Source organism: Streptomyces sp. M41 (assembly GCF_043673425.1).
Classification (GTDB): Bacteria; Actinomycetota; Actinomycetes; order Streptomycetales; family Streptomycetaceae; genus Streptomyces.
Window position 1 is genome coordinate 1 of the sequence record NZ_JBIMKE010000028.1, and the last position, 21795, is coordinate 21795.

At 71.3% G+C, this 21795-nt stretch carries 18 protein-coding genes and 1 pseudogene; 7 read left to right on the top strand and 12 right to left on the bottom strand.

The window, feature by feature from the left end; all coding sequences use genetic code 11:
- The first annotated feature begins 730 nt into the window (after positions 1-730).
- Positions 731-1756 carry a tryptophan--tRNA ligase gene (gene trpS / locus ACHBTE_RS27855; RefSeq protein WP_394726961.1) on the top strand — a complete coding sequence of 342 codons (1026 nt, stop codon included), beginning with the start codon at positions 731-733 and terminating at the stop codon, positions 1754-1756.
- Between the two features lie 55 nt (positions 1757-1811).
- Here the strand turns inward: trpS and proC are convergent, their stop codons facing one another.
- The 6 genes from proC to ACHBTE_RS27885 all read right to left on the bottom strand — a co-directional run bounded on the left by proC (position 1812) and on the right by ACHBTE_RS27885 (position 6507).
- Positions 1812-2624, bottom strand: a complete 813-nt coding sequence (proC, locus tag ACHBTE_RS27860; RefSeq protein WP_394726963.1) for a pyrroline-5-carboxylate reductase — start codon at positions 2622-2624, stop codon at positions 1812-1814.
- 106 nt (positions 2625-2730) lie between these two features.
- Positions 2731-3531, bottom strand: a complete 801-nt coding sequence (locus ACHBTE_RS27865; RefSeq protein WP_394726965.1) for an ABC transporter permease — start codon at positions 3529-3531, stop codon at positions 2731-2733.
- On the bottom strand, positions 3528-4331 hold the full coding sequence (locus tag ACHBTE_RS27870; protein ID WP_394726967.1) for an ABC transporter ATP-binding protein: 804 nt from the start codon (positions 4329-4331) through the stop codon (positions 3528-3530). The genes ACHBTE_RS27865 and ACHBTE_RS27870 overlap by 4 nt, the downstream gene beginning before the upstream one ends.
- 212 nt (positions 4332-4543) lie before the next feature.
- The gene (locus ACHBTE_RS27875) at positions 4544-5326 is read right to left on the bottom strand and encodes a class I SAM-dependent methyltransferase (protein WP_394726969.1); all 783 of its coding nucleotides are present in this window, start codon (positions 5324-5326) and stop codon (positions 4544-4546) included.
- A gap of 138 nt (positions 5327-5464) precedes the next feature.
- Entirely contained in the window at positions 5465-5968 is a 504-nt protein-coding gene (locus tag ACHBTE_RS27880; protein ID WP_394726971.1) for an EamA/RhaT family transporter, read from the bottom strand.
- Positions 5969-6147: 179 nt separating this feature from the next.
- A complete protein-coding gene (locus ACHBTE_RS27885; RefSeq protein ID WP_394726973.1) occupies positions 6148-6507 on the bottom strand; it encodes an SH3 domain-containing protein in 360 nt (119 codons plus the stop codon).
- Between the two features lie 182 nt (positions 6508-6689).
- Here ACHBTE_RS27885 and ACHBTE_RS27890 point away from each other — a divergent pair, with 182 nt between their 5' ends.
- Complete coding sequence (locus ACHBTE_RS27890) at positions 6690-8933, top strand: serine/threonine-protein kinase (RefSeq protein WP_394726975.1); 2244 nt, start codon at positions 6690-6692, stop codon at positions 8931-8933.
- Positions 8934-9138: 205 nt separating this feature from the next.
- Here ACHBTE_RS27890 and ilvD read toward each other — a convergent pair whose 3' ends face one another.
- The 4 genes from ilvD to ACHBTE_RS27910 all read right to left on the bottom strand — a co-directional run bounded on the left by ilvD (position 9139) and on the right by ACHBTE_RS27910 (position 14101).
- The gene (ilvD, locus tag ACHBTE_RS27895) at positions 9139-10992 is read right to left on the bottom strand and encodes a dihydroxy-acid dehydratase (RefSeq protein WP_394726977.1); all 1854 of its coding nucleotides are present in this window, start codon (positions 10990-10992) and stop codon (positions 9139-9141) included.
- Positions 10993-11231: 239 nt separating this feature from the next.
- Positions 11232-11894, bottom strand: a complete 663-nt coding sequence (locus tag ACHBTE_RS27900) for a TetR family transcriptional regulator (RefSeq protein ID WP_394726979.1) — start codon at positions 11892-11894, stop codon at positions 11232-11234.
- Positions 11891-12715: a sugar phosphate isomerase/epimerase family protein gene (locus ACHBTE_RS27905; protein ID WP_394726981.1), complete on the bottom strand. Its 825-nt coding sequence runs from the start codon at positions 12713-12715 to the stop codon at positions 11891-11893. Before ACHBTE_RS27905 ends, ACHBTE_RS27900 begins: the two co-directional genes overlap by 4 nt.
- Positions 12716-13168: 453 nt before the next feature.
- On the bottom strand, positions 13169-14101 hold the full coding sequence (locus ACHBTE_RS27910; RefSeq protein ID WP_394726983.1) for a Ppx/GppA family phosphatase: 933 nt from the start codon (positions 14099-14101) through the stop codon (positions 13169-13171).
- 74 nt (positions 14102-14175) lie between these two features.
- Between ACHBTE_RS27910 and ACHBTE_RS27915 the strand changes: the two genes are divergently transcribed.
- Complete coding sequence (locus ACHBTE_RS27915) at positions 14176-15036, top strand: hypothetical protein (RefSeq protein WP_394726985.1); 861 nt, start codon at positions 14176-14178, stop codon at positions 15034-15036.
- Between the two features lie 31 nt (positions 15037-15067).
- On the opposite strand, the gene ACHBTE_RS27920 is transcribed toward ACHBTE_RS27915, so the two are convergent.
- Positions 15068-16867, bottom strand: coding sequence for a hypothetical protein (locus tag ACHBTE_RS27920; RefSeq protein ID WP_394726987.1), 1800 nt, complete (start codon positions 16865-16867; stop codon positions 15068-15070).
- 228 nt (positions 16868-17095) lie between these two features.
- Between ACHBTE_RS27920 and radA the strand changes: the two genes are divergently transcribed.
- The 3 genes and pseudogenes from radA to ACHBTE_RS27935 form a co-directional block, all read left to right on the top strand.
- Entirely contained in the window at positions 17096-18505 is a 1410-nt protein-coding gene (gene radA / locus ACHBTE_RS27925; protein WP_394726988.1) for a DNA repair protein RadA, read from the top strand.
- Positions 18506-18586: 81 nt separating this feature from the next.
- The gene (gene disA, locus ACHBTE_RS27930) at positions 18587-19711 is read left to right on the top strand and encodes a DNA integrity scanning diadenylate cyclase DisA (protein WP_394726990.1); all 1125 of its coding nucleotides are present in this window, start codon (positions 18587-18589) and stop codon (positions 19709-19711) included.
- A 238-nt stretch (positions 19712-19949) separates the two neighbouring features.
- Positions 19950-20087: pseudogene (locus ACHBTE_RS27935) on the top strand (transposase); the annotation flags it as partial.
- 65 nt (positions 20088-20152) lie between these two features.
- Here ACHBTE_RS27935 and ACHBTE_RS27940 read toward each other — a convergent pair.
- Positions 20153-20962, bottom strand: coding sequence for a hypothetical protein (locus ACHBTE_RS27940; protein WP_394726992.1), 810 nt, complete (start codon positions 20960-20962; stop codon positions 20153-20155).
- A 186-nt stretch (positions 20963-21148) separates the two neighbouring features.
- Between ACHBTE_RS27940 and ACHBTE_RS27945 the strand changes: the two genes are divergently transcribed.
- A complete protein-coding gene (locus ACHBTE_RS27945) occupies positions 21149-21775 on the top strand; it encodes a phosphatase PAP2 family protein (protein WP_394726994.1) in 627 nt (208 codons plus the stop codon).
- The last annotated feature ends 20 nt before the right edge of the window (positions 21776-21795 follow it).

The following is a 21795-nucleotide window of genomic DNA, read 5'->3' on the forward strand; positions in this document are numbered from 1 at the left end:
CCCAGCAGATGCTGGAGACGGGGTATCAACATATCTGGCGTTGACTTTTGGCACGCTGTTGAGTTCTCAAGGAACGGACGCTTCCTTTGTACTCACCCTCTCGGGCTTTCCTCCGGGCGCTTCCCTTCGGTCTTGCGTTTCCGACTCTATCAGATCTTTCCGATCCGATTTCCTCGGTGCTTTCCAGGTTCCCGCTCTCGCGTTTCCCTTTCCGGCGGTTCCGACTTTATCAGATCCTTTCGGGCCTGACTCCCAGTCAGCGGGGCTTGTCTTCCCGGCCGTTGGGCCGTTCCGACGAGTGAGACTTTAGCGGATTCCTTGCTCCCGACCTAATCGGGGGCTGCGTCCATTCGAACGCGGATTCCTCATTACGCGAATACGCATGCCAATGAGACGACGGCAGACAGATCGACTGTCGTCGAATAGAGGTTGGTACCTGCGGAATGGCTGTCCGGGGACGACCGGAGTCGGCGCTCACGTCGGACAACTCGGAGAACACTACGGATGGGCTCCGGGCGTGTCAACTTCACGGCGCGCGACACCCTGGGGGCGTAGTCTGGGTCGCATGACGACGCGTACGTGCACCCAGCTGTGGTGGGCCGCCTGACGGCGGCCGTACGCACGTATGCACTCAACGGCCGCCGCCTCGGCGGCCGTTTTCGTATCTCCCTCCAGAGCTCCTGAGGGCGGCCGGCCGAGGCGGCGGCATCGACCGGGAGAGGGAGAAGAGATGACTCGGGTCTTCAGTGGGGTCAAGCCCACGGGGCATCTGACGCTGGGTAACTACCTGGGGGCCATGCAGCGGTGGGCTGCCGCGGATCAGCACCAGGCCGACGCGTTGTTCTGTGTCGTCGATCTGCACGCGCTGACCGTCGACCACGATCCGGCACGGGTGCGCAGGCTCAGTCGGCAGGCGGCGACGTTGCTGCTGGCCTCGGGGCTGGATCCGGAGCTGTGCACCGTTTTCGTCCAGAGCCATGTGGATGAGCATGCGCGGCTGTCGTATGTGCTGGAGTGCGTGGCCACGGACGGTGAGATGCGGCGGATGATCCAGTACAAGGAGAAGGCGGCGCGGGAGCGGGTGCGGGGCGGGAGCGTGCGGCTGTCGCTGCTGACGTATCCGGTGCTGATGGCGGCGGACATCCTGGCGTACGGAGCCGATCAGGTGCCGGTCGGGGAGGACCAGAGGCAGCATGTGGAGCTCGCCAGGGATCTGGCGGTGCGGTTCAACCAGCGCTACGGGCATGCGTTCGTGGTGCCTCGGGCCACTGCGCCGCAGGTCGCGGCCCGGGTCATGAATCTGCAGGATCCGGCGTCGAAGATGGGCAAGAGTGATGACTCCGGGCCCGGGATCGTCTATCTGCTCGATGAGCCGGACGTGGTGCGGAAGAAGGTCATGCGGGCCGTGACCGACAGCGGGCGGGAGGTCGTGTACGACCGGGACGCCCGGCCGGGGCTGGCGAACCTGCTGGAGATCCTCGCGGCGTGCACGGGCGGGAACCCGTCGGAGCTGAGCGGTGCGTACACGTCGTACGGCGCCTTGAAGAAGGACACCGCCGAGGCCGTGGTCGAGCTGCTCAGGCCCGTGCAGGACCGGCACAGGGAGCTGTGTGCGGATCCTGGCTATGTGGAGGGGGTGCTGCGGGATGGTGCGCGGAAGGCTCGGGCGATGGCCCGGCCGACCGTGGATGCCGCGTACCGGGCGATCGGGTTGCTGCCGGCGGGTGCCGGTGCGGAGGTTCCGGTGACCGTTTAGGGCGCCTGGTCGCGGGTGTGCCGGGCCGCCCCCCCTGGGCGGGGGCGGCCGGGTGTCAGCTGTTGTTGCCGGAGGCCAGCTGGCGGCTGCGGTCGCGGGCGGCTTCGAGGGCGGCGATGAGGGCTGCTCGTACGCCGTGGTTCTCGAGTTCGCGGATGGCGTTGATGGTGGTGCCGGCGGGGGATGTCACGTTCTCGCGGAGCTTGACGGGGTGTTCGCCGCTGTCCCTGAGCATCGTCGCGGCGCCGATCGCGGACTGGACGATGAGGTCGTGGGCCTTGTCGCGGGGCAGGCCGAGCAGGATGCCGGCGTCCGTCATGGCTTCGACCAGGTAGAAGAAGTACGCCGGGCCGGAGCCGGAGAGGGCGGTGCAGGCGTCCTGCTGGGACTCGGGGACGCGGAGCGTCTTGCCGACGGAGCCGAAGATCTCCTCGGCGTGGGTGAGGTCGGCTTCGCTCGCGTGGCTGCCCGCGGAGATGACGGACATCGCCTCGTCGACGAGGGCGGGGGTATTGGTCATGACCCGGACGACCGGGGTACCGGCGGCGAGCCGGGCCTCGAAGAAGGCGGTGGGGATGCCGGCGGCTCCGCTGATGACCAGGCGGTCGGTGGGGACGTGCGGGGCGAGTTCGTCGAGGAGGGTGCCCATGTCCTGCGGCTTGACCGTGAGGATCAGCGTGTCGGCGGTCTTGGCCGCTTCCGCGTTGGTGACCGGGGTGACTCCGTAGCGGGTGCGGAGTTCCTCGGCTCGTTCCGCGCGGCGGGCCGTCACCAGCAGGTCGGCCGGGGCCCAGCCGCCGCGGATCATTCCGCTGAGCAGGGCTTCGCCGATCTTGCCGGTGCCGAGGACTGCGACTTTCTGCGTCATGGCTGGGGGCCCTCCGGGGGTTGCGTCGTCCGGGTTCATCCTCGCACCGGGGGCGCCTTCCGAGGTGGCGTGTCCGGTGGGCGGGACGAAAAGGGCATCGGGGCGGTCAGGTCGTCCTGCGTCGCAGGGTCGCCGCGCCGAGGCACAGGACCAGCAGGGCGCAGCCGGCCACGATCAGGGCGTCGCGGACGAAGGTGGCGGTCATGTCGGTGTGCTTGAGGACCTCGTTCATGCCGTCGACCGCGTAGGACATGGGGAGGACGTCGGAGACCGCCTCGAGGGCGGGGTGCATGTTGTCGCGGGGCGTGAACAGGCCGCAGAGCAGGAGCTGGGGGAAGATCACGGCCGGCATGAACTGGACGGCCTGGAATTCGGAGGCCGCGAAGGCGGAGACGAAGAGGCCGAGGGCGGTGCCCAGGAGCGCGTCGAGCAGGGCCACGAGCAGGAGCAGCCAGGGGCTGCCGGTGACGTCCAGGCCGAGGAGCCACAGGGCGAGTCCGGTGGCCAGGGCGGACTGGACGATCGCGAGCGCGCCGAAGGCGAGGGCGTAGCCGGCGATGAGGTCGCCCTTGCCGAGGGGCATGGCGAGGAGGCGTTCGAGGGTGCCCGAGGTGCGTTCGCGCAGGGTGGCGATGGAGGTGACCAGGAACATCGTGATCAGCGGGAAGATCCCGAGGAGGGAGGCGCCGATGTTGTCGAAGGTGCGCGGGCTGCCGTCGAAGACGTAGCGCAGCAGGAAGAGCATCACGCAGGGGACGAGGAGCATCAGCGCGATGGTGCGCGGGTCGTGGCGGAGCTGGCGCAGGACCCGGGACGCGGTGGCGGTCGTGCGGGCGAGGTTCAGGGCGCCGGTGGGGGCGGGCCTGAGTGCGGTGGTCGTGCTCGTCGTGCTCGTCGTGGTGGTCATCGCGTGGTCTCCTTCGCGCGGTCGTGCGCGGTCGCCTCGTCGACCAGGCGCAGGAAGGCTGCCTCGACCGTCTCGGAGTGCGTACGGGTGCGCAGGGCGTCCGGGGTGTCGTCGGCGAGGATCCGGCCCTCGCGCATGAGGAGGAGGCGGTGGCAGCGCTCGGCCTCGTCCATGACGTGGGAGGAGATGAGGAGGGTGGCGCCGCGCGTGGTGGTGAGGTCATGGAAGAGGGCCCAGAGGTCGCGGCGCAGGACGGGGTCCAGGCCGACGGTCGGTTCGTCCAGGACGAGGAGTTCGGGGGTGCCGAGGAGGGCGACGGCCAGGGAGACGCGGCTGCGCTGACCGCCGGAGAGGTTGCCGGCCAGGGCGTCGGTGTGGCTGGTGAGGTCGACGTCGGCGATGGCGCGGGTGACGTTCTCGTGGCGCCGGTCGGCGGCCGTGCGGCCGGGGTCGAGGATCGCGGCGAAGTAGGCGAGGTTCTGGCGGATGGTCAGGTCGTCGTAGACGGAGGGGGCTTGGGTGACGTAGCCGAGGCGGGTGCGCAGGGTGGGGTGGCCGGCCGGGCGGCCGAGGACGTCGAGGGTGCCGGTGACCTTGGCCTGGGTGCCGACGATCGCTCGCATGAGGGTCGACTTGCCACAGCCCGACGGGCCGAGGAGGCCGGTGATCTGGCCCCGCGGGACGGTGAAGTCGAGGCCGCGGAGTACGGGGCGGGTGCCGCGTACGACGTTGAGGGCTTCGGCTCGGACGGCGGGGGTGTCGGGGGGATCGTCAGGGTGGCCGGGAGAGTAATTCATCATGTGATGAATAATGCGCCTGGCGAGGCTGGGGCGTCAAGCGTCGGCGGGCCGGGAGGAAACGGGGATGCGCCCGCAGGGAAGGCGGGCGGGAGGGTGGTGGCACGAGGGTGGTGGGCGCGAGGCGGGAGGGTTGTGGGCGCGAAGGTGGTGGGCGGGAAGCGGCGGATGGTCGGGGGCCCGCGCGGGGGTGAGGGAGGGGGTGCGGGAGGAGGTCAGGAGGTGGTGGCGACCAGCAGGTCCACGTCGTAGGTCTCTTCGACGATCCCGTCCGGGAAGGCGGTGAGGAGGAGTTGCCTCTCCTCCGTGAGGAAGGCGGTGCTCGCCTCCTTGCCGTGGACCAGGAAGAGCGAGTGGCTGCCGATGTTCGCCAGGTGTGTGTCGATGGGGACGCGGCGGCTCCAGCGGACCTTTCGGCCGGCGAAGGCGAGGCGGCCGGCGGGGGCGGCGGCCTGGGCGGCTCGGGCGCCGCTGCCGTTCTGCTCGACGACCGGGTGGGCGCCGAAGCGACGCTCGATCCTGCGCGCCTGTGCCATGTGCCAGGGGATGTCGAGAGGCGTGGTGTTCCACCACAGGGCCAGTGCGCCGCCGGGGCGCAGTACGCGGAGGGCCTCGGGTGCCGAGTGGGCCGGGTCGGTCCAGTGCCAGGCCTGGGCGTAGGTGATGAAGTCGGCGCAGGCGGTGGCGACGGGGAGGGCGTTGCCGTTGCCGCGGACGATCGGGATGTCGGGGTGGGTGCGGCGGAACTGGGCTGCCATGCCGTCGCCGGGTTCCACGGCGAGGACGTCGGCGCCGCGGGCGTGGAGGAGGGCGGTGGCTATGCCCGTGCCGGCGCCCACGTCGATGACCCGTGCGCCGGTGAGGGGGCGGCCGGCGAGTTCCTCGATCGCGTCGAGGAGGGCGGGCGGGTAGGAGGGGCGGTTCGCGGCGTACTGGGCTGCGGCGGCGTCGAAGGAACGGGCTCGGTGGGCTCGGTCGGTGCGGGAAGGGACCGTCATACGGCCATGGTGGCCGGGGTGGCCGGGGTGCGCACCGGGCTTTTGGGGACGTGGGGCGCGTGCGGCCGGCGGGATGGGGTGTCTGACGCTTCCCGTCGTCCGCCCGTGGGCAGGCAGGTGGGAATCGTCAGAAGCCCCCTACGTACGGCGGCGCTTCTTGGCCGGGTTGCCTGAGCGGCGGGTGGTGCGGGTGTTGTGCTTCTTGCCGGCGGCCTCGTACTCCTCGCGGTGGAGTTTCTCGCCGGGGGCCTCGATGAGGGAGCGGAGGAAGTAGGCGAGGAGGGAGCCGACGAAGCCGATGGCCAGGAGTCCGCGGAGTGAGGCGTGGCGCTCGGGGTCGGGGCGTTTGGTGAAGGCGTCCCAGGTGTGGCGGAAGGCGAGGGCGCTGCACACCGCGAACATCACGACCAGCAGGACGGTGACGAAACCGCCGACGGCGGCGATCTCGATGCCCTGGTAGGCGAAGCGCAGGACCACGCAGGAGGCGGCTGCGGCGGCGAGGGAGCCGACGGAGACCGCGATACGGCGGGCTGTGTAGCCGTGGTCGTGGTCGACCCAGGTCGTGCCGAAGAAGCGCAGGGGCTCGGGGCGGGGACCCGAGGAGCCCGCGGGGGTGGCCGGCGTGCCGTTCTTCTCGCTCACCAGTCGATTATGGCTCCGGCAGGCCGCGGGCTCCTTATGGGTCCCGGCGAACGGTGGACCGGGACCGGCTGAACTGGGACCGGTGCACCGGGACCGGCGAACCGGGACCGGCGAACCGGGATCGGTGAACACCGGGATCGGTGAACACCGGGATCGGTGAACACCGGGATCGGCTTGGATCAGGAGCAGCGCGGACGGACGTAGCCGTCGCTGCCCGTCCGGACGAAGGCGTCCGCGACGTACTCGCCGTCGCCGATGTTGTCCCAGATGTTCGACGTGCCGTACGGACCGGCCACGGTCGTGCCCGGTGTCTGGCAGTGGATCGGGATCCTGGCGCCCTCGGGCAGGATCCGGACGAGGGCGTAGCCGATGCCCGGGCCCCGGCGGACGTTCAGACGGACGCCCGGTGCGACCGAGTAGTAGCGCACTGCCCTGGCCGTGGCCGCCGTCGTGACGGCCTCTGCCGCGACGCCCCCGACTTCCTCGGCTTGCTCGACCGCCCCGGCTCGTGTGGCCTCTTCGACGCGTTCCACGGACATGATCGTTCCTCCCCCGTTGATCCCCATGACTGCCATGGGGTCCCGTTGATTCCCCCAAATCACGCCACGCACACATGTGCGCATGGGGAACACGGAGGCTAGCAAGCCGCCTCTGTCTCGTACGAGTCATCGACTAGGCTCCGTGCGTCGCGCGCGCGGACGAACAGCACGGGGGTGGTCCCATGGCGCCACAGCAGAACGCCGGAGCGGGCGCGGAAGCGGAACTTCCCGAATACGCCGGTCACTACCGCCTGGAGGAGCGTCTGGGCTCCGGCGGCATGGGCGTCGTCCATCTGGCGCGCAGCACCTCGGGCATGCAGCTCGCAGTGAAGGTCGTGCATGCCGAATTCGCCAGGGACCCCGAGTTCAGGGGGCGTTTCCGGCAGGAGGTGGGGGCCGCTCGCAAGGTCAGCGGGGCTTTCACCGCACCTGTGGTGGACGCCGATCCCGAGGCCGAACGCCCCTGGATGGCCACGCTGTTCATTCCCGGCCCGACCCTCTCCGAGCATGTGAAGCGGAACGGCCCGATGGAACCGCCGCAGCTGCGGCGGTTGATGGCCGGACTGGCCGAGGCACTGCGCGACATACACCGGGTCGGCGTGGTGCACCGGGACCTGAAGCCGAGCAATGTGCTGCTCGCCGAGGACGGGCCGAAAGTCATCGACTTCGGTATCTCTCGGCCGAAGGACAGCGAACTGCGGACCGAGACGGGGAAGTTGATCGGCACACCGCCGTTCATGGCGCCGGAGCAGTTCCGGCGGCCCCGGGAGGTCGGTCCGGCCGCCGACATCTTCGCGCTCGGGTCGGTGCTGGTGCATGCGGCGACAGGGCGGGGGCCGTTCGACTCGGACAGCCCCTATGTCGTGGCCTACCAGGTCGTCCATGACGAGCCGGACCTGACCGGACTGCCGCCGAGTCTCGCGCCGCTGGTGCTGCGCTGTCTCGCCAAGGAGCCCGAGGACCGGCCGACTCCGGACGAGATGATGCGCGAGCTGCGCTCGGTGGCGGCGTCGTACGACACGCAGGCGTTCATTCCGGCGCAGCGGACCACGGACGGGGCGGGCAGTCCGGTGTCTACGGCGGACCCGGAGGGTGAGGCTCACCCGGCGGCGGGGACGGGGGCGGGGCAAGGAGCACGGCCGGGGCCGGAATCGGGGTCGGCATCGGAATCGAGATCGGTTCCGGAGTCGCGTTCGGGTCGGCCGGGTGCCGTAGGGAAGTCCGCGGAGCCGTCCCGGCGGCCCCGGTTCCGGCCCAGGCGTCGTCGGCCGGCGGCCCTCGTGGCCGGGGTCGTCGCCCTCGCCGGGGTCGCCGTGCTGGCATCGGTGCAGCTTCTCGGCGGTGACGAACCGGCGCCGAAGGGCCGGGACGCGCGGATCGCGTCGGCCGGTTTCGACGCGTGGACGGCGGCACCGGCTCCCGACAAGGGCACGCCTCAGTGCACCCACGGCGCCGGGAAGGTGCTGTGCACGCAGAACGGGCTCCTCTTCGCGCTCGACCCGGGAAACGGCCGCCTGCTGTGGCGCCACCCCATGACCCCGTCGGACGTGAGCGCGGCGCCGCTCGTGGCGGGCGGCCTGGTGCACCCGGCGTCGGTGCCGGCGAACGGCCGGCTGGAGGCGCTCGACCCCGCCACCGGCAAGTCGGCCTGGCGGCACAGCGGGCCCCCGTACGGCGCGGTGTCGGCCGCCGGCGGCATGCTGCTGATCAGCGGCACCGACGGCACGGTCACCGGCGTGGACGGGGGCTCGGGCGAGCAGAAGTGGAGCCGTTCGCTGCCGGGACACCAGGCGCCGTACCTCGTCTCCTTCGCCGGGGATCCGCTGGCGTACACGGCGACCGCGGCCGAGGACGGTTCGAGCACCCGGGTCACGGCGGTGGAACCGGCCACGGGTGAGGTGCGCTGGGACGCCCGGTTGGAGGGAAGGCTGGAGCTCGCCGGTACCTCGGACGGATCGGTCTTCCTGCTCTCCGTCGACGGGGTCTACAGCGACACGAGGGCCGTGATCCGCTACTCCCCCGCCGACCGGACTGCACAGCGCGTTCCGCTGGCCCGTCCGGTGCAGCAGGCGCACGGCACGACGCGTGGGAACGTCCTCTACCTCATGGGCGACGGCGGCTCGCTGGTCGCTGTCGACGTGAAGACGCGCAAGCAGCTGTGGAGCCTGGAGACGTCCGTGGTCCGTACGTCGTCGCCCGTCGTCGACGGCCGGCATGTGTACGTCAGCGCTCCGGACGGCAGGCTGCTCGCCGTGGACGCCCGCGACGGCAGGCTCGTGGGCCAGACGCCGCCCAGGCTCGGCACCGACTCGGACCGAGTGGCGGCCAACCTGCCGGAGCCGGTCCTCGCCGACGGCCGTGTCTACTCCGCCGCCCCCGACGGCACCGTCTTCGGCGTGGACGGCCGCGATCCGTCCCAGTGGTGACGTCCCAGTGGTGACGTCCCAGTGGTGACTTACCAGTGGTGACTTACCAGTGGTGACTTACCAGTGGTGACTTGCCAGTGTGGCAGTGGTGACGGAGGGAGCCGTGGGCCCGGTGGCGTGACCCGTCCGTGCCCGGCGACGGCCCGCCCGCGACAGCGCGAAGGGCCGCCCCGGAGGGACGGCCCCTTACGAACGCTCGTGGGCGTCAGCCCAGCTTCGTCACGTCCCGCACCGCGCCCTTGTCGGCGCTGGTCGCCATCGCCGCGTAGGCCCGCAGCGCCGCGGAGACCTTGCGCTCGCGGTTCTTCGGGGCGTACGCACCGTTCAACGCCTGCTCGCGGCGCGTGAGTTCCGCCTCGTCGACGAGCAACTCGATCGAGCGGTTCGGGATGTCGATGCGGATGCGGTCGCCGTCCTCGACGAGGGCGATCGTGCCGCCGGAGGCCGCCTCGGGCGAGGCGTGGCCGATGGACAGACCGGAAGTGCCGCCGGAGAAACGGCCGTCGGTGATCAGGGCGCAGCTCTTGCCGAGGCCACGGCCCTTGAGGAAGGACGTGGGGTAGAGCATCTCCTGCATGCCGGGGCCGCCCTTGGGGCCCTCGTAGCGGATGACGACGACGTCGCCGTCGGTCACCTGCTTGTTGAGGATCTTCTCGACGGCCTCTTCCTGCGACTCGCAGACGACCGCGGGGCCCTCGAAGGTCCAGATGGACTCGTCGACGCCGGCCGTCTTCACCACGCAGCCGTCCACGGCGAGGTTGCCCTTGAGGACCGCGAGGCCGCCGTCCTTGGAGTAGGCGTGTTCGACGCTGCGGATGCAGCCGCCCTCGGCGTCCTCGTCGAGCGCCTCCCAGCGCTCGGACTGCGAGAAGGCCTCCGCCGACCGGACGCAGCCCGGGGCCGCGTGCCACATCTCGACCGCCTCGGGCGAGGGCGAGCCCCCGCGCACGTCCCAGGTCTTCAGCCAGTCCGACAGGGACGAGCTGTGGACGGCGTGCACGTCCTCGTTGAGCAGGCCACCGCGGTGCAGCTCGCCCAGGAGGGCCGGGATGCCGCCGGCGCGGTGCACGTCCTCCATGTAGTACGTGCGGTCCTTGGCGACATTGGGCGCGACCTTCGCGAGGCACGGCACGCGGCGGCTGACCGCGTCGATCTGCTCCAGCCCGAACGGGACGCCCGCCTCCTGGGCGGCGGCCAGCAGGTGCAGGATCGTGTTGGTGGAGCCGCCCATGGCGATGTCGAGGGCCATGGCGTTCTCGAAGGCGGCGAAGGTGGCGACGTTGCGCGGCAGGACCGTGTCGTCGTCCTGCTCGTAGTAGCGGCGGGTGATGTCCATCACCGTGCGGGCCGCGTTCTCGTACAGGGCCTTGCGGGCCGTGTGCGTGGCGAGGACCGAGCCGTTGCCCGGCAGGGAGAGGCCGATGGCCTCGGTCAGGCAGTTCATCGAGTTGGCGGTGAACATGCCGGAACAGGAGCCGCAGGTCGGACAGGCGTTCTCCTCGATACGGAGGATGTCCTCGTCCGAGATCTTGTCGTTCACGGCGTCGGAGATCGCGTCGACCAGGTCGAGGGTGCGGACCGTGCCGTCGACCAGCGTGGCGCGGCCGGACTCCATGGGGCCGCCGGAGACGAAGACTGTGGGGATGTTGAGGCGGAGGGCCGCGTTCAGCATGCCCGGGGTGATCTTGTCGCAGTTGGAGATGCAGATCAGGGCATCGGCGCAGTGGGCCTCGGCCATGTATTCGACCGAGTCCGCGATGAGGTCGCGGGAGGGCAGGGAGTACAGCATGCCGCCGTGGCCCATCGCGATGCCGTCGTCCACGGCGATGGTGTTGAACTCACGGGGGATGCCGCCGGCCTCCCTGATCGCCTCGCTGACGATCCGGCCGACGGGCTGGAGGTGGGTGTGGCCCGGCACGAACTCGGTGAAGGAGTTCGCCACCGCGATGATCGGCTTCCGGCCGATGTCCGCACCGGGTACACCGGAGGCGCGCATAAGGGCGCGGGCGCCCGCCATGTTGCGGCCGTGGGTGACTGTGCGGGACCTCAGCTCGGGCATCGTCGCTCGCTCCTTCAGGGACTGCATCGACTGCAGGGACTGCGATCAGAGACTTCTGACTGCTAACGAGCGTACGCCGGTCATCCAGAGGGCGGGACAAGGTGTCCGAAATACGGGACGCATGTCTCGGGGAGCAGGCACGAGAAGAGCACGGGGACTAAGGGGCCTAAGGGGTCTAAGGGGACTAGACGGGAACTGAACGGAGGCTGAGGGGGACTAAGGGGGACTAGGGGGACGACTCACGCCTCGGCGGCGTACCGCCCCGTGAGGTGTCCCTGCACGACGGGGGCCACCCGCGCGATGATCTGCTCCACGTCGGCCGACGCGACCGGCTCGATCTTGATGACGTAGCGCATCATCGCTACGCCAACGAGCTGTGCGGCGGCCAGCTCGGCGCGCAGTTCCGCGTCCGGGGCGTCGATCTCGCCGGCGATGCGGCGCAGCAGCTGGGCGGAGACCAGGCGCCGGAAGACGGCGGCTGCGGCGTCGTTGTTCACCGCGGAACGCACGATCGCGAGCAGCGGCTTGCGGGTCACCGGGTTCTCCCAGAGCCCGAAGATCGTGCGGGTCATGCGCTCGCCGACGACCTCGAGGGGGCCTTCCAGCACCACGTCCCGCACCTTCAGGGCGGGGGCGAAGGCGACCTCGACCGCCGCCTCGAAGACCTGTTCCTTGGTGCCGAAGTAGTGGTGCACGAGGGCCGAGTCCACGCCGGCCGCCTTGGCGATGCCGCGCACGGACGTCGTTTCGTAGCCGCGCTCGGAGAACTCCTCGCGGGCGGCGTTCAGGATGCGGTCGCGGGTGTCGGCGGATTCCGTACGAGGGGGCCGGCCCCGGCGTCGGGAGGTCACCCCGCCTCCACCCGAGGTCACCCCGCCCCCGCCCGAGGTGGCGCCGGTCATGGCCGGGGCACCTTCGCGGCCGAGGCCAGATGCAGCCGGGTGAAGGCGAGGGCCTCGGCCAGGTCGGCCTCGCGTTCGGCGCTGGACATCGCGCGGCGGGTGTTGACCTCGATGACGACATGGCCGTCGAAGCCGCCCAGGGCGAGGCGCTCCAGCACCTCGGCGCAGGGCTGGTTGCCGCGGCCGGGGACGAGGTGCTCGTCCTTGGCCGAGCCGCGGCCGTCCGCGAGGTGGACATGGCCCAGCCGGTCCCCCATGCGGTCGACCATCTGCAGGGCGTCGGTCCGGGCGGTCGCCGTATGGCTGAGATCGATCGTGAAGTGACGGTAGTCGTCGTTCGTCACGTCCCAGTCGGGGGCGTACGCGAGCATCTCGCGGTCGCGGTAGCGCCAGGGGTACATGTTCTCTACGGCGAACCGCACATCCGTCTCGTTCGCCATCCGCCAGATGCCGTCGACGAAGTCACGGGCGTACTGGCGCTGCCAGCGAAACGGCGGGTGCACGACGACCGTGGAGGCGCCCAGCTTCTCGGCGGCGGCCTGGGCGCGCTGGAGTTTGGTCCAGGGGTCGGTGGACCACACGCGCTGGGTGATCAGCAGGCAGGGGGCGTGCACGGCGAGGATCGGGACGCCGTGGTAGTCGCTGAGCCGGCGCAGGGCCTCCATGTCCTGGCTCACGGGGTCGGTCCACACCATGACCTCGACGCCGTCGTACCCGAGGCGCGCAGCGATCTCGAAGGCCGTCGCCGTCGACTCCGGATAGACGGAGGCCGTCGACAGGGCGACCTTCGCATCCGGGATGCGCACCACTGGTTCTGCCACGGGGACAGAGTACGGGGCGGCACGGGAGGCCGGGGAACCGATGGTCGGGCGCCCGCCGGGAGGAGCGGGAACCGGTCAGGGGTGCGAACTGGGCATATGCGGTGCGGGCGGATGGAAGGGGCGGGACCGGGGTGTGGTGGGCTTCACGCACGTGGGGCCCACCGGCGCCGTCCGTCGGAGCCGGGCGCTCACTCCACCGGTCGGTCCCCTGATCAGTCAGCGATCAGTCCCGACCAGTCGCGACCAGTCCGACTGGCCGACCTGTCTGGTCGGTCCCCGCCCGTCCGGTCAGTCCGCCGGTCCGGTCGGTCCGATGCGTCGGTCAGCCGGGTCGGTCCAGTGGCTCCGACGCGTCGGTCAGCCGGGCCGGTCCCCTCGGTCCGACGCGTCCAGTCAGCCGCCGGTCCCGTAGGCCCGACACGTCCAGTCAGCCGGGCCGGTCCCGTCGTCCGGTCAGTCCACCGACATATGGTCCAGCTTCCGCAGGATCACGCCCTCGCGCAGCGCCCACGGGCAGATCTCCAGGGTCTCCACGCCGAAGAGGTCCATGGCGCCCTCGGCCACCAGCGCCCCCGCGAGCAGCTGGGCCGCGCGGCCCTCCGAGACGCCCGGGAGTTCGGCCCGCTGGTCGATGGTCATGCCGGCGAGGCGGGGGACCCAGCCCTCCAGGGACTCCCGCTTCAGGTCGCGCTGGACGTAGAGGCCGTCCGCGGAGCGGGCCGCGCCGGCCAGGCGGGCCAGCTGCTTGAAGGTCTTGGACGTGGCGACCACATGGTCGGGCGCCCCGAAGCGGCTGAACTCACCGACCGTCCGGGCGATCTCCGCGCGCACATGCCGTCGCAGGGCCCGTATGTCGTCCGGCTCCGGCGGATCACCCGGCAGCCATCCCGCCGTGAGGCGTCCCGCGCCCAGCGGCAGGGACACGGCGGCGTCCGGCTCCTCGTCGATGCCGTACGCGATCTCCAGGGAGCCGCCCCCGATGTCCAGCACCAGCAGCTTGCCGGCCGACCATCCGAACCAGCGCCGGGCGGCGAGGAAGGTCAGCCGGGCCTCCTCGGCGCCGCTGAGAACCTGGAGCTCGACGCCGGTCTCCTCCTTCACGCGCGCGAGGACGTCGTCGGCGTTACGGGCCTCCCGGACCGCGGACGTGGCGAACGGCAGGACTTCCTCGACACCCTTGTCCTCGGCGGCCTGCAACGCCTCGTGGACGACGCCGACGAGTTTGTCGACCCCCTCGGGGCCGATGGCCCCGCTGTCGTCGAGGAGTTGGGCAAGGCGCAGCTCCACCTTGTGCGAGTGCGCGGGCAGCGGGCGCGCGCCGGGGTGGGCATCCACGACCAGTAGATGCACCGTGTTCGAACCCACGTCGAGGACACCGAGTCTCATGTACGGAACGCTACTGCCACCTGGGCGCTGCTCCGCCCTCGAAGCCGCTGGTACGGACGCCGTACCCTGGACCCGTGCCAAAGACGAAAAAGGCGAAGAACGACAAGGCGGCCAAATTGCCCGAGGGTTCTTCGCAGGCGAAGGCGGCGACCAAGCCGAAGAAGTCGAAGAGCGGCTCCGCGGCACCCGACGAGAAGGGACTCGACTTCGCGCGGGCGTGGGTGGAGTTCCCTGATCCGGCGGACGACGAGCAGGTGTTCCGCTGTGATCTGACATGGCTGACCTCCCGTTGGAACTGCATCTTCGGCAGCGGCTGCCAGGGCATCCAGGCGGGTCGCGCGGCCGACGGCTGTTGCACGCTGGGCGCGCATTTCTCGGACGAGGACGACGAGAAGCGCGTGGCCGAGCATGTGGCGAGACTCACGCCGGACATCTGGCAGCACCATGACGAGGGCATGGCGCACGGCTGGGTCTCGGAGGACGAGGACGGCGACCGTCAGACCCGCCCGTTCAACGGCTCGTGCATCTTCCAGAACCGCCCCGGTTTCCCGGGCGGCGCGGGCTGCTCGCTGCACATCCTCGCCCTGAAGGAGGGCCGGGAGCCGCTGGAGACCAAGCCGGACGTCTGCTGGCAGCTGCCGGTCCGGCGGACGTACGACTGGATCGACCGTCCCGACGACACCCGGGTGCTTCAGATCTCGATCGGTGAGTACGACCGCCGCGGCTGGGGCCCGGGCGGCCACGACCTGCACTGGTGGTGCACCTCGGCGACCTCGGCGCACGGCGCCGGAGATCCGGTGTACGTGTCCTACCGGCCCGAGCTGATCGAGCTGATGGGCAAGGCGGGCTACGACCGCCTGGTCGAGCTGTGCGAGGAGCGGCTGGCGTCGCAGCTGCCGCTGCTGGCACCGCATCCGGCGGATCCCGTCGAGTAGACCGGGCGCGGCGGCCGTCACGGCGGTCCTTCTACGGGGCCGCCGGGCTCGGTGCGTCGCTCCCGCTGTGCGGCGGTGCCGAGTCCGCCGGGCCGGACGAGCCGGACGAGCCGGATGGTGACGGGTCGCCGTCCGACGGGGACGGATCGGACGAGGAGGGCGGCGGGTCGCCGGGGGTGGGCTCGGACGGCGCCGGGGTCGTCGGCGTCGGGTCGGGCCCGGAGGAGGACGGCGGCGGGTCGGTGGGTGTCCCTGGGTCGGTGGGTTCGCCGGGATGTGTGGGGCCGGTGGGATCGGTGGGGTGCGGATCCGAGCCGTGACCCGGGGCGGACGGGCTGGGGGCGGTGCCGTAGCCCTCGATGGTGACGACGGCACCGGCGGGTGAGATCGCCACCCGTGCGCTCCAATATCCGGACGGCTCGCGCAGCTGGTCGACATGCACCTTGATCGTCAACGTCTCGCCGGGCGCGAGCGTTCCCGACGACTGGCTGAGGTAGAGCCAGTGCGCACCGGTGGTCGCCGACCAGCGCACCGGCGCGCGTCCCGTGGCCGTCAGGGTGACGAGCGTGGTGTCGCCGCTGCTGCTCGCGGACACCTCCAGCTGCCCGGCGCCCTTCGTGCCCGCGCCGCTGACGCTGACGACCTCCACCGAGACATCCGCCTCGCCGCGGCTGCCGAAACGGTCCCCCTGGCGGGGGCTCGCGTTGCCGGCGTTCTCGTAGCCGCCGTCCGCCGACTCGCCGTCGAGGCTGCCGGGGCCGTGCGCCTCGCTCGCGCTCGCCGAGTGCCCGTCGGCCTCGCCGGTCTGGGTGCCCCGGTAGGCAGCCCACAGGGCGAGCACCGGGGCGGCGACGACGGTGGCGACGACGGTCGTGGTGACGGCACGCGCGCGTAGCCGGTCCCTGCGGGCGGCACGATCCTTGGGGTCCATCGGGAAGCCACGCCGGTCGAAGCGCGGTACGGCGGCGCCCCGCGCGCGCGAGTGGTGCGCCAGGGCCATGTGCACGGCCGCGCGGGGTGCCTGAAGGACGGGCAACTCGGCGGGGGCGACGCTCGCGCCGGGCCAGCGGCCGGGGATCGCGCGCTCGGCGGTGCGGCGGCAGCGGGGGCAGTCGTCGACATGCCGGACGAGCTCGCGGCGCAGGGCCGTGCTGAGGACGAACTGGTTGTCGCCGGTGAGCCGGAGGACGCCCGGACAGACGCCGGTCTCGACGACGGCGAGCGCCGCGCGGGTGCGCTCGACCTCGCATGCGGCGGAGGCGAGCAGTTCGCGGGTCGCGGCCAGGTCCGTGCCGAGGACGGCGGCGACCTCGTGGGCGGCGAGATGGTGGCGTACGGCGAGTTCGAGGGCCTCGCGCTGCTCCGGGGTGGTGCCGGCGGCCTCCGGCCAGGCGAGCAGGGCGAGTTCGCGGCGCCGCTGCTCCTGGACTTCCTCGGAGACGGCCGGACCAGCCTTCGCCGCCGGCTGCCGATGGGTGCCGTGCCGGCCCGCCGCATGGCTGCTCTGACGTTTCTGCTTGGCCTCGGCCAGCTTGCGCAGGCACGCCCAGCGGGCCAGCGCGTACAGCCAGGGGCGCCGGTCCGCGGCCGTCTCCGGTCCCCGCTGCCCGCGCCGCTCGGCGAGCGCGAGGGCGTCGCCGAGGGCGGCGGTCGCGCCGTCGTGGTCGCACAGCACGGACAGACAGTAGGTGAACAGCCCGTCCAGATACGGCTCGTAGCGCGCGGGCGGTCGCTGCGCGACGGTGTGCGCCGCGGCACGATCACGCGCCTCCCGGTGCGCCCGGTGGGCGCCGGTGGTGCGGGTCGAGGTCTCCGGGCTCCTGCTCATCATTGGTGGACCGTAGGGGGCGTGGAGTGGCGCCTTCTCCCTGCTTGAGCTCTTTTAATCCATACGGGTGAAACGATCCCTCAATAGGGGACAGGAACGTCGGATTCCCTGGCTTGTGCATGACGAACAGGGCGGCGGACACTCCCGTCGAGGCAGGTGGGCGGCACCCCGGAGCGACCCTGTCCGCGCAGCCGTACGGCGTTGTCAGTGCCCTCGGCTACGGTTCTTCGCATGGCTGCCCGTACCAAGTCCACCAAGGACCGCCCGTCCTACCGCTGCACGGAGTGCGGCTGGCAGACGGCCAAGTGGCTCGGCCGCTGCCCCGAGTGCCAGGCGTGGGGGACGGTCGAGGAGTACGGCGCGCCCGCGGTCCGTACGACGGCCCCGGGGCGGGTGACGAGTTCCGCGCTGCCGATCGGGGAGGTCGACGGACGGCAGGCGACCGCGCGGTCCACCGGTGTGCCCGAGCTGGACCGGGTGCTCGGCGGCGGGCTGGTGCCCGGCGCCGTCGTCCTGCTCGCGGGCGAGCCCGGCGTCGGCAAGTCCACGCTGCTGCTGGACGTGGCCGCCAAGTCGGCGAGCGACGAGCACCGCACGCTCTATGTCACCGGTGAGGAGTCGGCGAGCCAGGTGCGGCTGCGCGCCGACCGCATCGGCGCCCTCGACGACCATCTCTACCTCGCGGCCGAGACCGATCTGTCCGCCGTCCTCGGCCACTTGGACGCGGTGAAGCCGTCCCTGCTCATCCTCGACTCCGTGCAGACCGTGGCCTCCCCGGAGATCGACGGGGCGCCCGGCGGCATGGCGCAGGTCCGGGAGGTGGCCGGCGCTCTCATCCGGGCGTCCAAGGATCGCGGCATGTCCACGCTGCTCGTGGGCCACGTCACCAAGGACGGCGCCATCGCGGGGCCCCGCCTCCTGGAGCACCTGGTGGACGTGGTGCTGCACTTCGAGGGCGACCGGCACGCCCGCCTGCGTCTCGTACGAGGCGTCAAGAACCGCTACGGCGCGACCGACGAGGTCGGCTGCTTCGAACTGCACGACGAGGGCATCACGGGCCTTGCGGACCCGAGCGGACTTTTCCTGACCCGTCGTGACGAACCGGTCCCCGGCACTTGCCTGACGGTCACCCTGGAGGGCCGCCGCCCCTTGGTCGCCGAGGTGCAGGCGCTGACGGTCGACTCACAGATTCCCTCCCCGCGTCGCACGACCTCCGGTCTGGAGACCTCGCGCGTCTCGATGATGCTGGCCGTGCTGGAGCAGCGGGGCCGGATCAGCGCGCTCGGCAAGCGGGACATCTATTCCGCGACGGTCGGCGGAGTGAAGCTCTCCGAGCCCGCGGCCGACCTCGCGGTCGCGCTCGCGCTGGCCTCCGCCGCAAGTGACACACCTCTCCCCAAGAACCTGGTCGCGATCGGCGAGGTGGGCCTCGCGGGCGAGGTCAGACGGGTCACCGGCGTACAGCGCAGGCTGGCCGAGGCGCACCGGCTGGGCTTCACGCACGCCCTCGTACCGGGCGACCCGGGCAAGATCCCTGCGGGCATGAAGGTGCTGGAAGTGGCCGACATGACAGACGCCCTCCGAGTCCTTCCGCGCTCGCGTCGCCGAGAGGCCCCACGGGACGAGGAGGACCGCCGGTAGACTTTGCCCAGGTCTCGCCCGTCCGTACGAACAGAGTGTGCGAAACGGGAGCGCCCCAGAACCTGCGACCGGAGGAGTGCAGTGGCAGCCAACGACCGGGCAGCAGCTCCCGGAAAGTCCGGTGGGAGCTCCGGTGCCGATGGCCTGATGCGCGCCTCACTGAGCGCCGTGGCACCCGGCACGGCACTGCGCGACGGCTTGGAGCGGATCCTCCGCGGCAACACCGGCGGACTCATCGTGCTCGGCTCCGACAAGACCGTCGAGGTGATGTGCACGGGCGGGTTCGTCCTGGATGTCGAGTTCACGGCGACCCGGCTGCGTGAGCTGTGCAAGCTCGACGGCGGCATCGTGCTCTCGTCCGACATGTCCAAGATCCTGCGCGCCGGCGTCCAGCTGGTCCCGGACCCGACGATCCCCACGGAGGAGACCGGCACCCGGCACCGCACCGCGGACCGGGTCAGCAAGCAGGTCGGCTTCCCGGTCGTCTCGGTCTCCCAGTCGATGCGGCTGATCGCGCTGTACGTCGACGGCCAGCGCCGTGTCCTGGAGGACTCCGCGGCGATCCTCTCCCGAGCCAACCAGGCCCTGGCGACCCTGGAGCGCTACAAGCTCCGTCTCGACGAGGTCGCGGGCACGCTGTCGGCACTGGAGATCGAGGACCTGGTGACGGTCCGGGACGTCTCGGCGGTCGCCCAGCGCCTGGAGATGGTCCGGCGTATCGCGACCGAGATCGCCGAGTACGTGGTGGAGCTCGGCACCGACGGCCGTCTGCTGGCGCTCCAGCTGGACGAGTTGATCGCCGGCGTCGAGCCCGAGCGTGAGCTCGTGGTGCGCGACTACGTCCCCGAGCCGACGGCCAAGCGCTCCCGCACGGTCGACGAGGCGCTCTACGAGCTGGACGCGCTCACCCACGCCGAACTCCTGGAACTGCCCACGGTGGCCCGGGCGTTGGGCTACACCGGCTCCCCGGAGGCACTGGACTCGGCGGTCTCCCCGCGGGGCTTCCGCCTCCTCGCCAAGGTGCCGAGGCTGCCCGGCGCGATCATCGACCGCCTGGTGGAGCACTTCGGCGGCCTCCAGAAGCTGCTCGCCGCCAGCGTCGACGACCTCCAGACGGTGGACGGCGTCGGCGAGGCCCGGGCGCGCAGTGTGCGCGAGGGGCTGTCGCGGCTGGCGGAGAGCTCGATCCTGGAGCGGTACGTCTGAGCCGTCGGCCGGCGGCCACGGCAGCCCCGCCCCCCGGCCCCGGCGACCGCGCCCATCCAGCGGCGCGGCGACGCACCTGGCGCAGCGGCGATGCAGCGCGAGGAGCTGAGCCGTAGCGGCTGGTCGTAGGGGCGCCGCGGCGCAGCGCCCCCGGTCGGCGCCGTACCGCGGCTAGGCCCTTTCTGATGGCTCTTGGTCGGCTGGGGGGATCTCGTGGTTGGCCGGGCAGGACGCCGGTATGGTGCGGCGACACGAACTCACGGACGCGCAGTGGCAGAAGATTGAGCCTCTCCTCCCCGGGAACGGCAAACCGGGTGGGCAATGGGCGGATCACCGCAGGGTGATCAACGGGGTGCTGTTCCGGGCCCGGACCGGCACGCTGACCATCACCGCAATCGTCATCTGGCTCCGCGTCACCGTCCAAGAGCCATCAGAAGGGCCCTAGTCGTTCTCCAGCACGAACGACGTCTGCGCCGTCGCGAACCCCGGTGCCTTCGCCTCCACCAGGTACGTCCCGGCCGCGGCCGACCCCGCGGACTGTGTCCCGCACTGCGGGGCGCTCGCGCTGCGGTCCCACTTCACCGTGTAGGTGATGCTGGACTTGGCGGGCACCCGGTAGACCAGGCTGCCGGAGCCGTCGGGGCAGTCGGCTGAGGACCAGAAGTCGTCCTCGGCGCCCGCCTGAGTGACCGTCACCACCGCGTTCCTCGGGCCGAGATCGATCTTGCAGTCGTAGGCGGAGGAGTTCGCCGCGGTCAGCAGCAGGGCGGGGGTCCGGCCGGGCTCGTACGCGTTGTGCCGGCTCTTCACCGTCAACTTTACCTGGCCGGAGATGCAGTTGGGCAGAGAAGAATCGGCCGCGAGCGTGTCGCCCGCTCCGACATCGCCGCCGGAGCCGCCGCCCGCGGAGCCGCTGCCCTCGCCGTCCGACCCGCCCGAATCCCCGGTCCCACCACTGTCGCCGGAGCCGTCACCCGAGCCGCCGGAGTCCCCGCCGGCGGTCGACTCGTCCCGTCCGCCCGGCGCCTGACTGATCGCCGGCCCCGAGCCGGACGGGCCGGGGGTGATGGTCGAGGGTGCGGGATTCTTGCCGTCGGATCCGTCGGCGCCGTTCTTGCCACCACCGCCGCCCGATGCGAGCACCCAGGTGGCGAGCAACGCCAACAGGGCGACCACGGACAGCAGTACGGCCCTCCGTCGCCAGTAGATGGAGGAGGGAAGCGGCCCGACCGGATTGCGCAGAGATCCCACGGCGCAAACTGTACGAGAGATCAGCGCGTCAGCAGGCTCCACCCGCCGCCATGAGCCACAACTTTTCCGGATCATCATCCCGGAAACAGTCCGTCAGCGACCGCGGCACCCCTGTCTTCCGTCAGGTGCGGCACCTTTCGATCGCAGGATGTGACGGTATCGGCCCGCCGCCTACGGTCCGTGACCATGCACTTCGAGGACGACGAGCTCTACCGCGCCATCACCGACCACGCCCATCGCACCCCAACGTGGGTACAGCACACCGCTGAGACATGGACGGAGGCCGGACTGCTGCTGTTCGGCGCGCTGTTCATCACCACCTGGTGGCGCGCCAGACGGCGCACGCCCCGCGCATTCGCGATAGCGGCCCTTGCACCTCTGGCCACGGCCATGGCGTATCTGTGCAGTGAACTCCTCAAGTCGGCTGTCACGCAGGAGCGTCCGTGCCGGGCCGTGCCGGGAGCGACCGCACTGAGCAGCTGCCCGCCACCCGGCGACTGGTCCTTCCCCAGCAACCACGCCACCATCGCGGGAGCGGCAGCCGTCACCCTGGCCCTGACCGCGCGCGCACTGCTCTGGCTGACGGCCCCGCTGGCGCTCCTCATGGCCTTCTCCCGCGTCTTCGTCGGCGTCCACTACCCGCACGACGTCGTCGCCGGCCTCGTCCTCGGCGCGCTGGCCGCGCCACTGGTCGTACGACTGGCCACCGGCCCGGCGGTCCGGCTGACGGAGGCGATGCGTACGGCTTCGGCACCGGGGTTCGCTAGGTGGCTGACCGGGCGGGGCGAGCCCCGGCCGCCGTACCGGGGCTGAACGGGCGCCGGAGCGCGCGG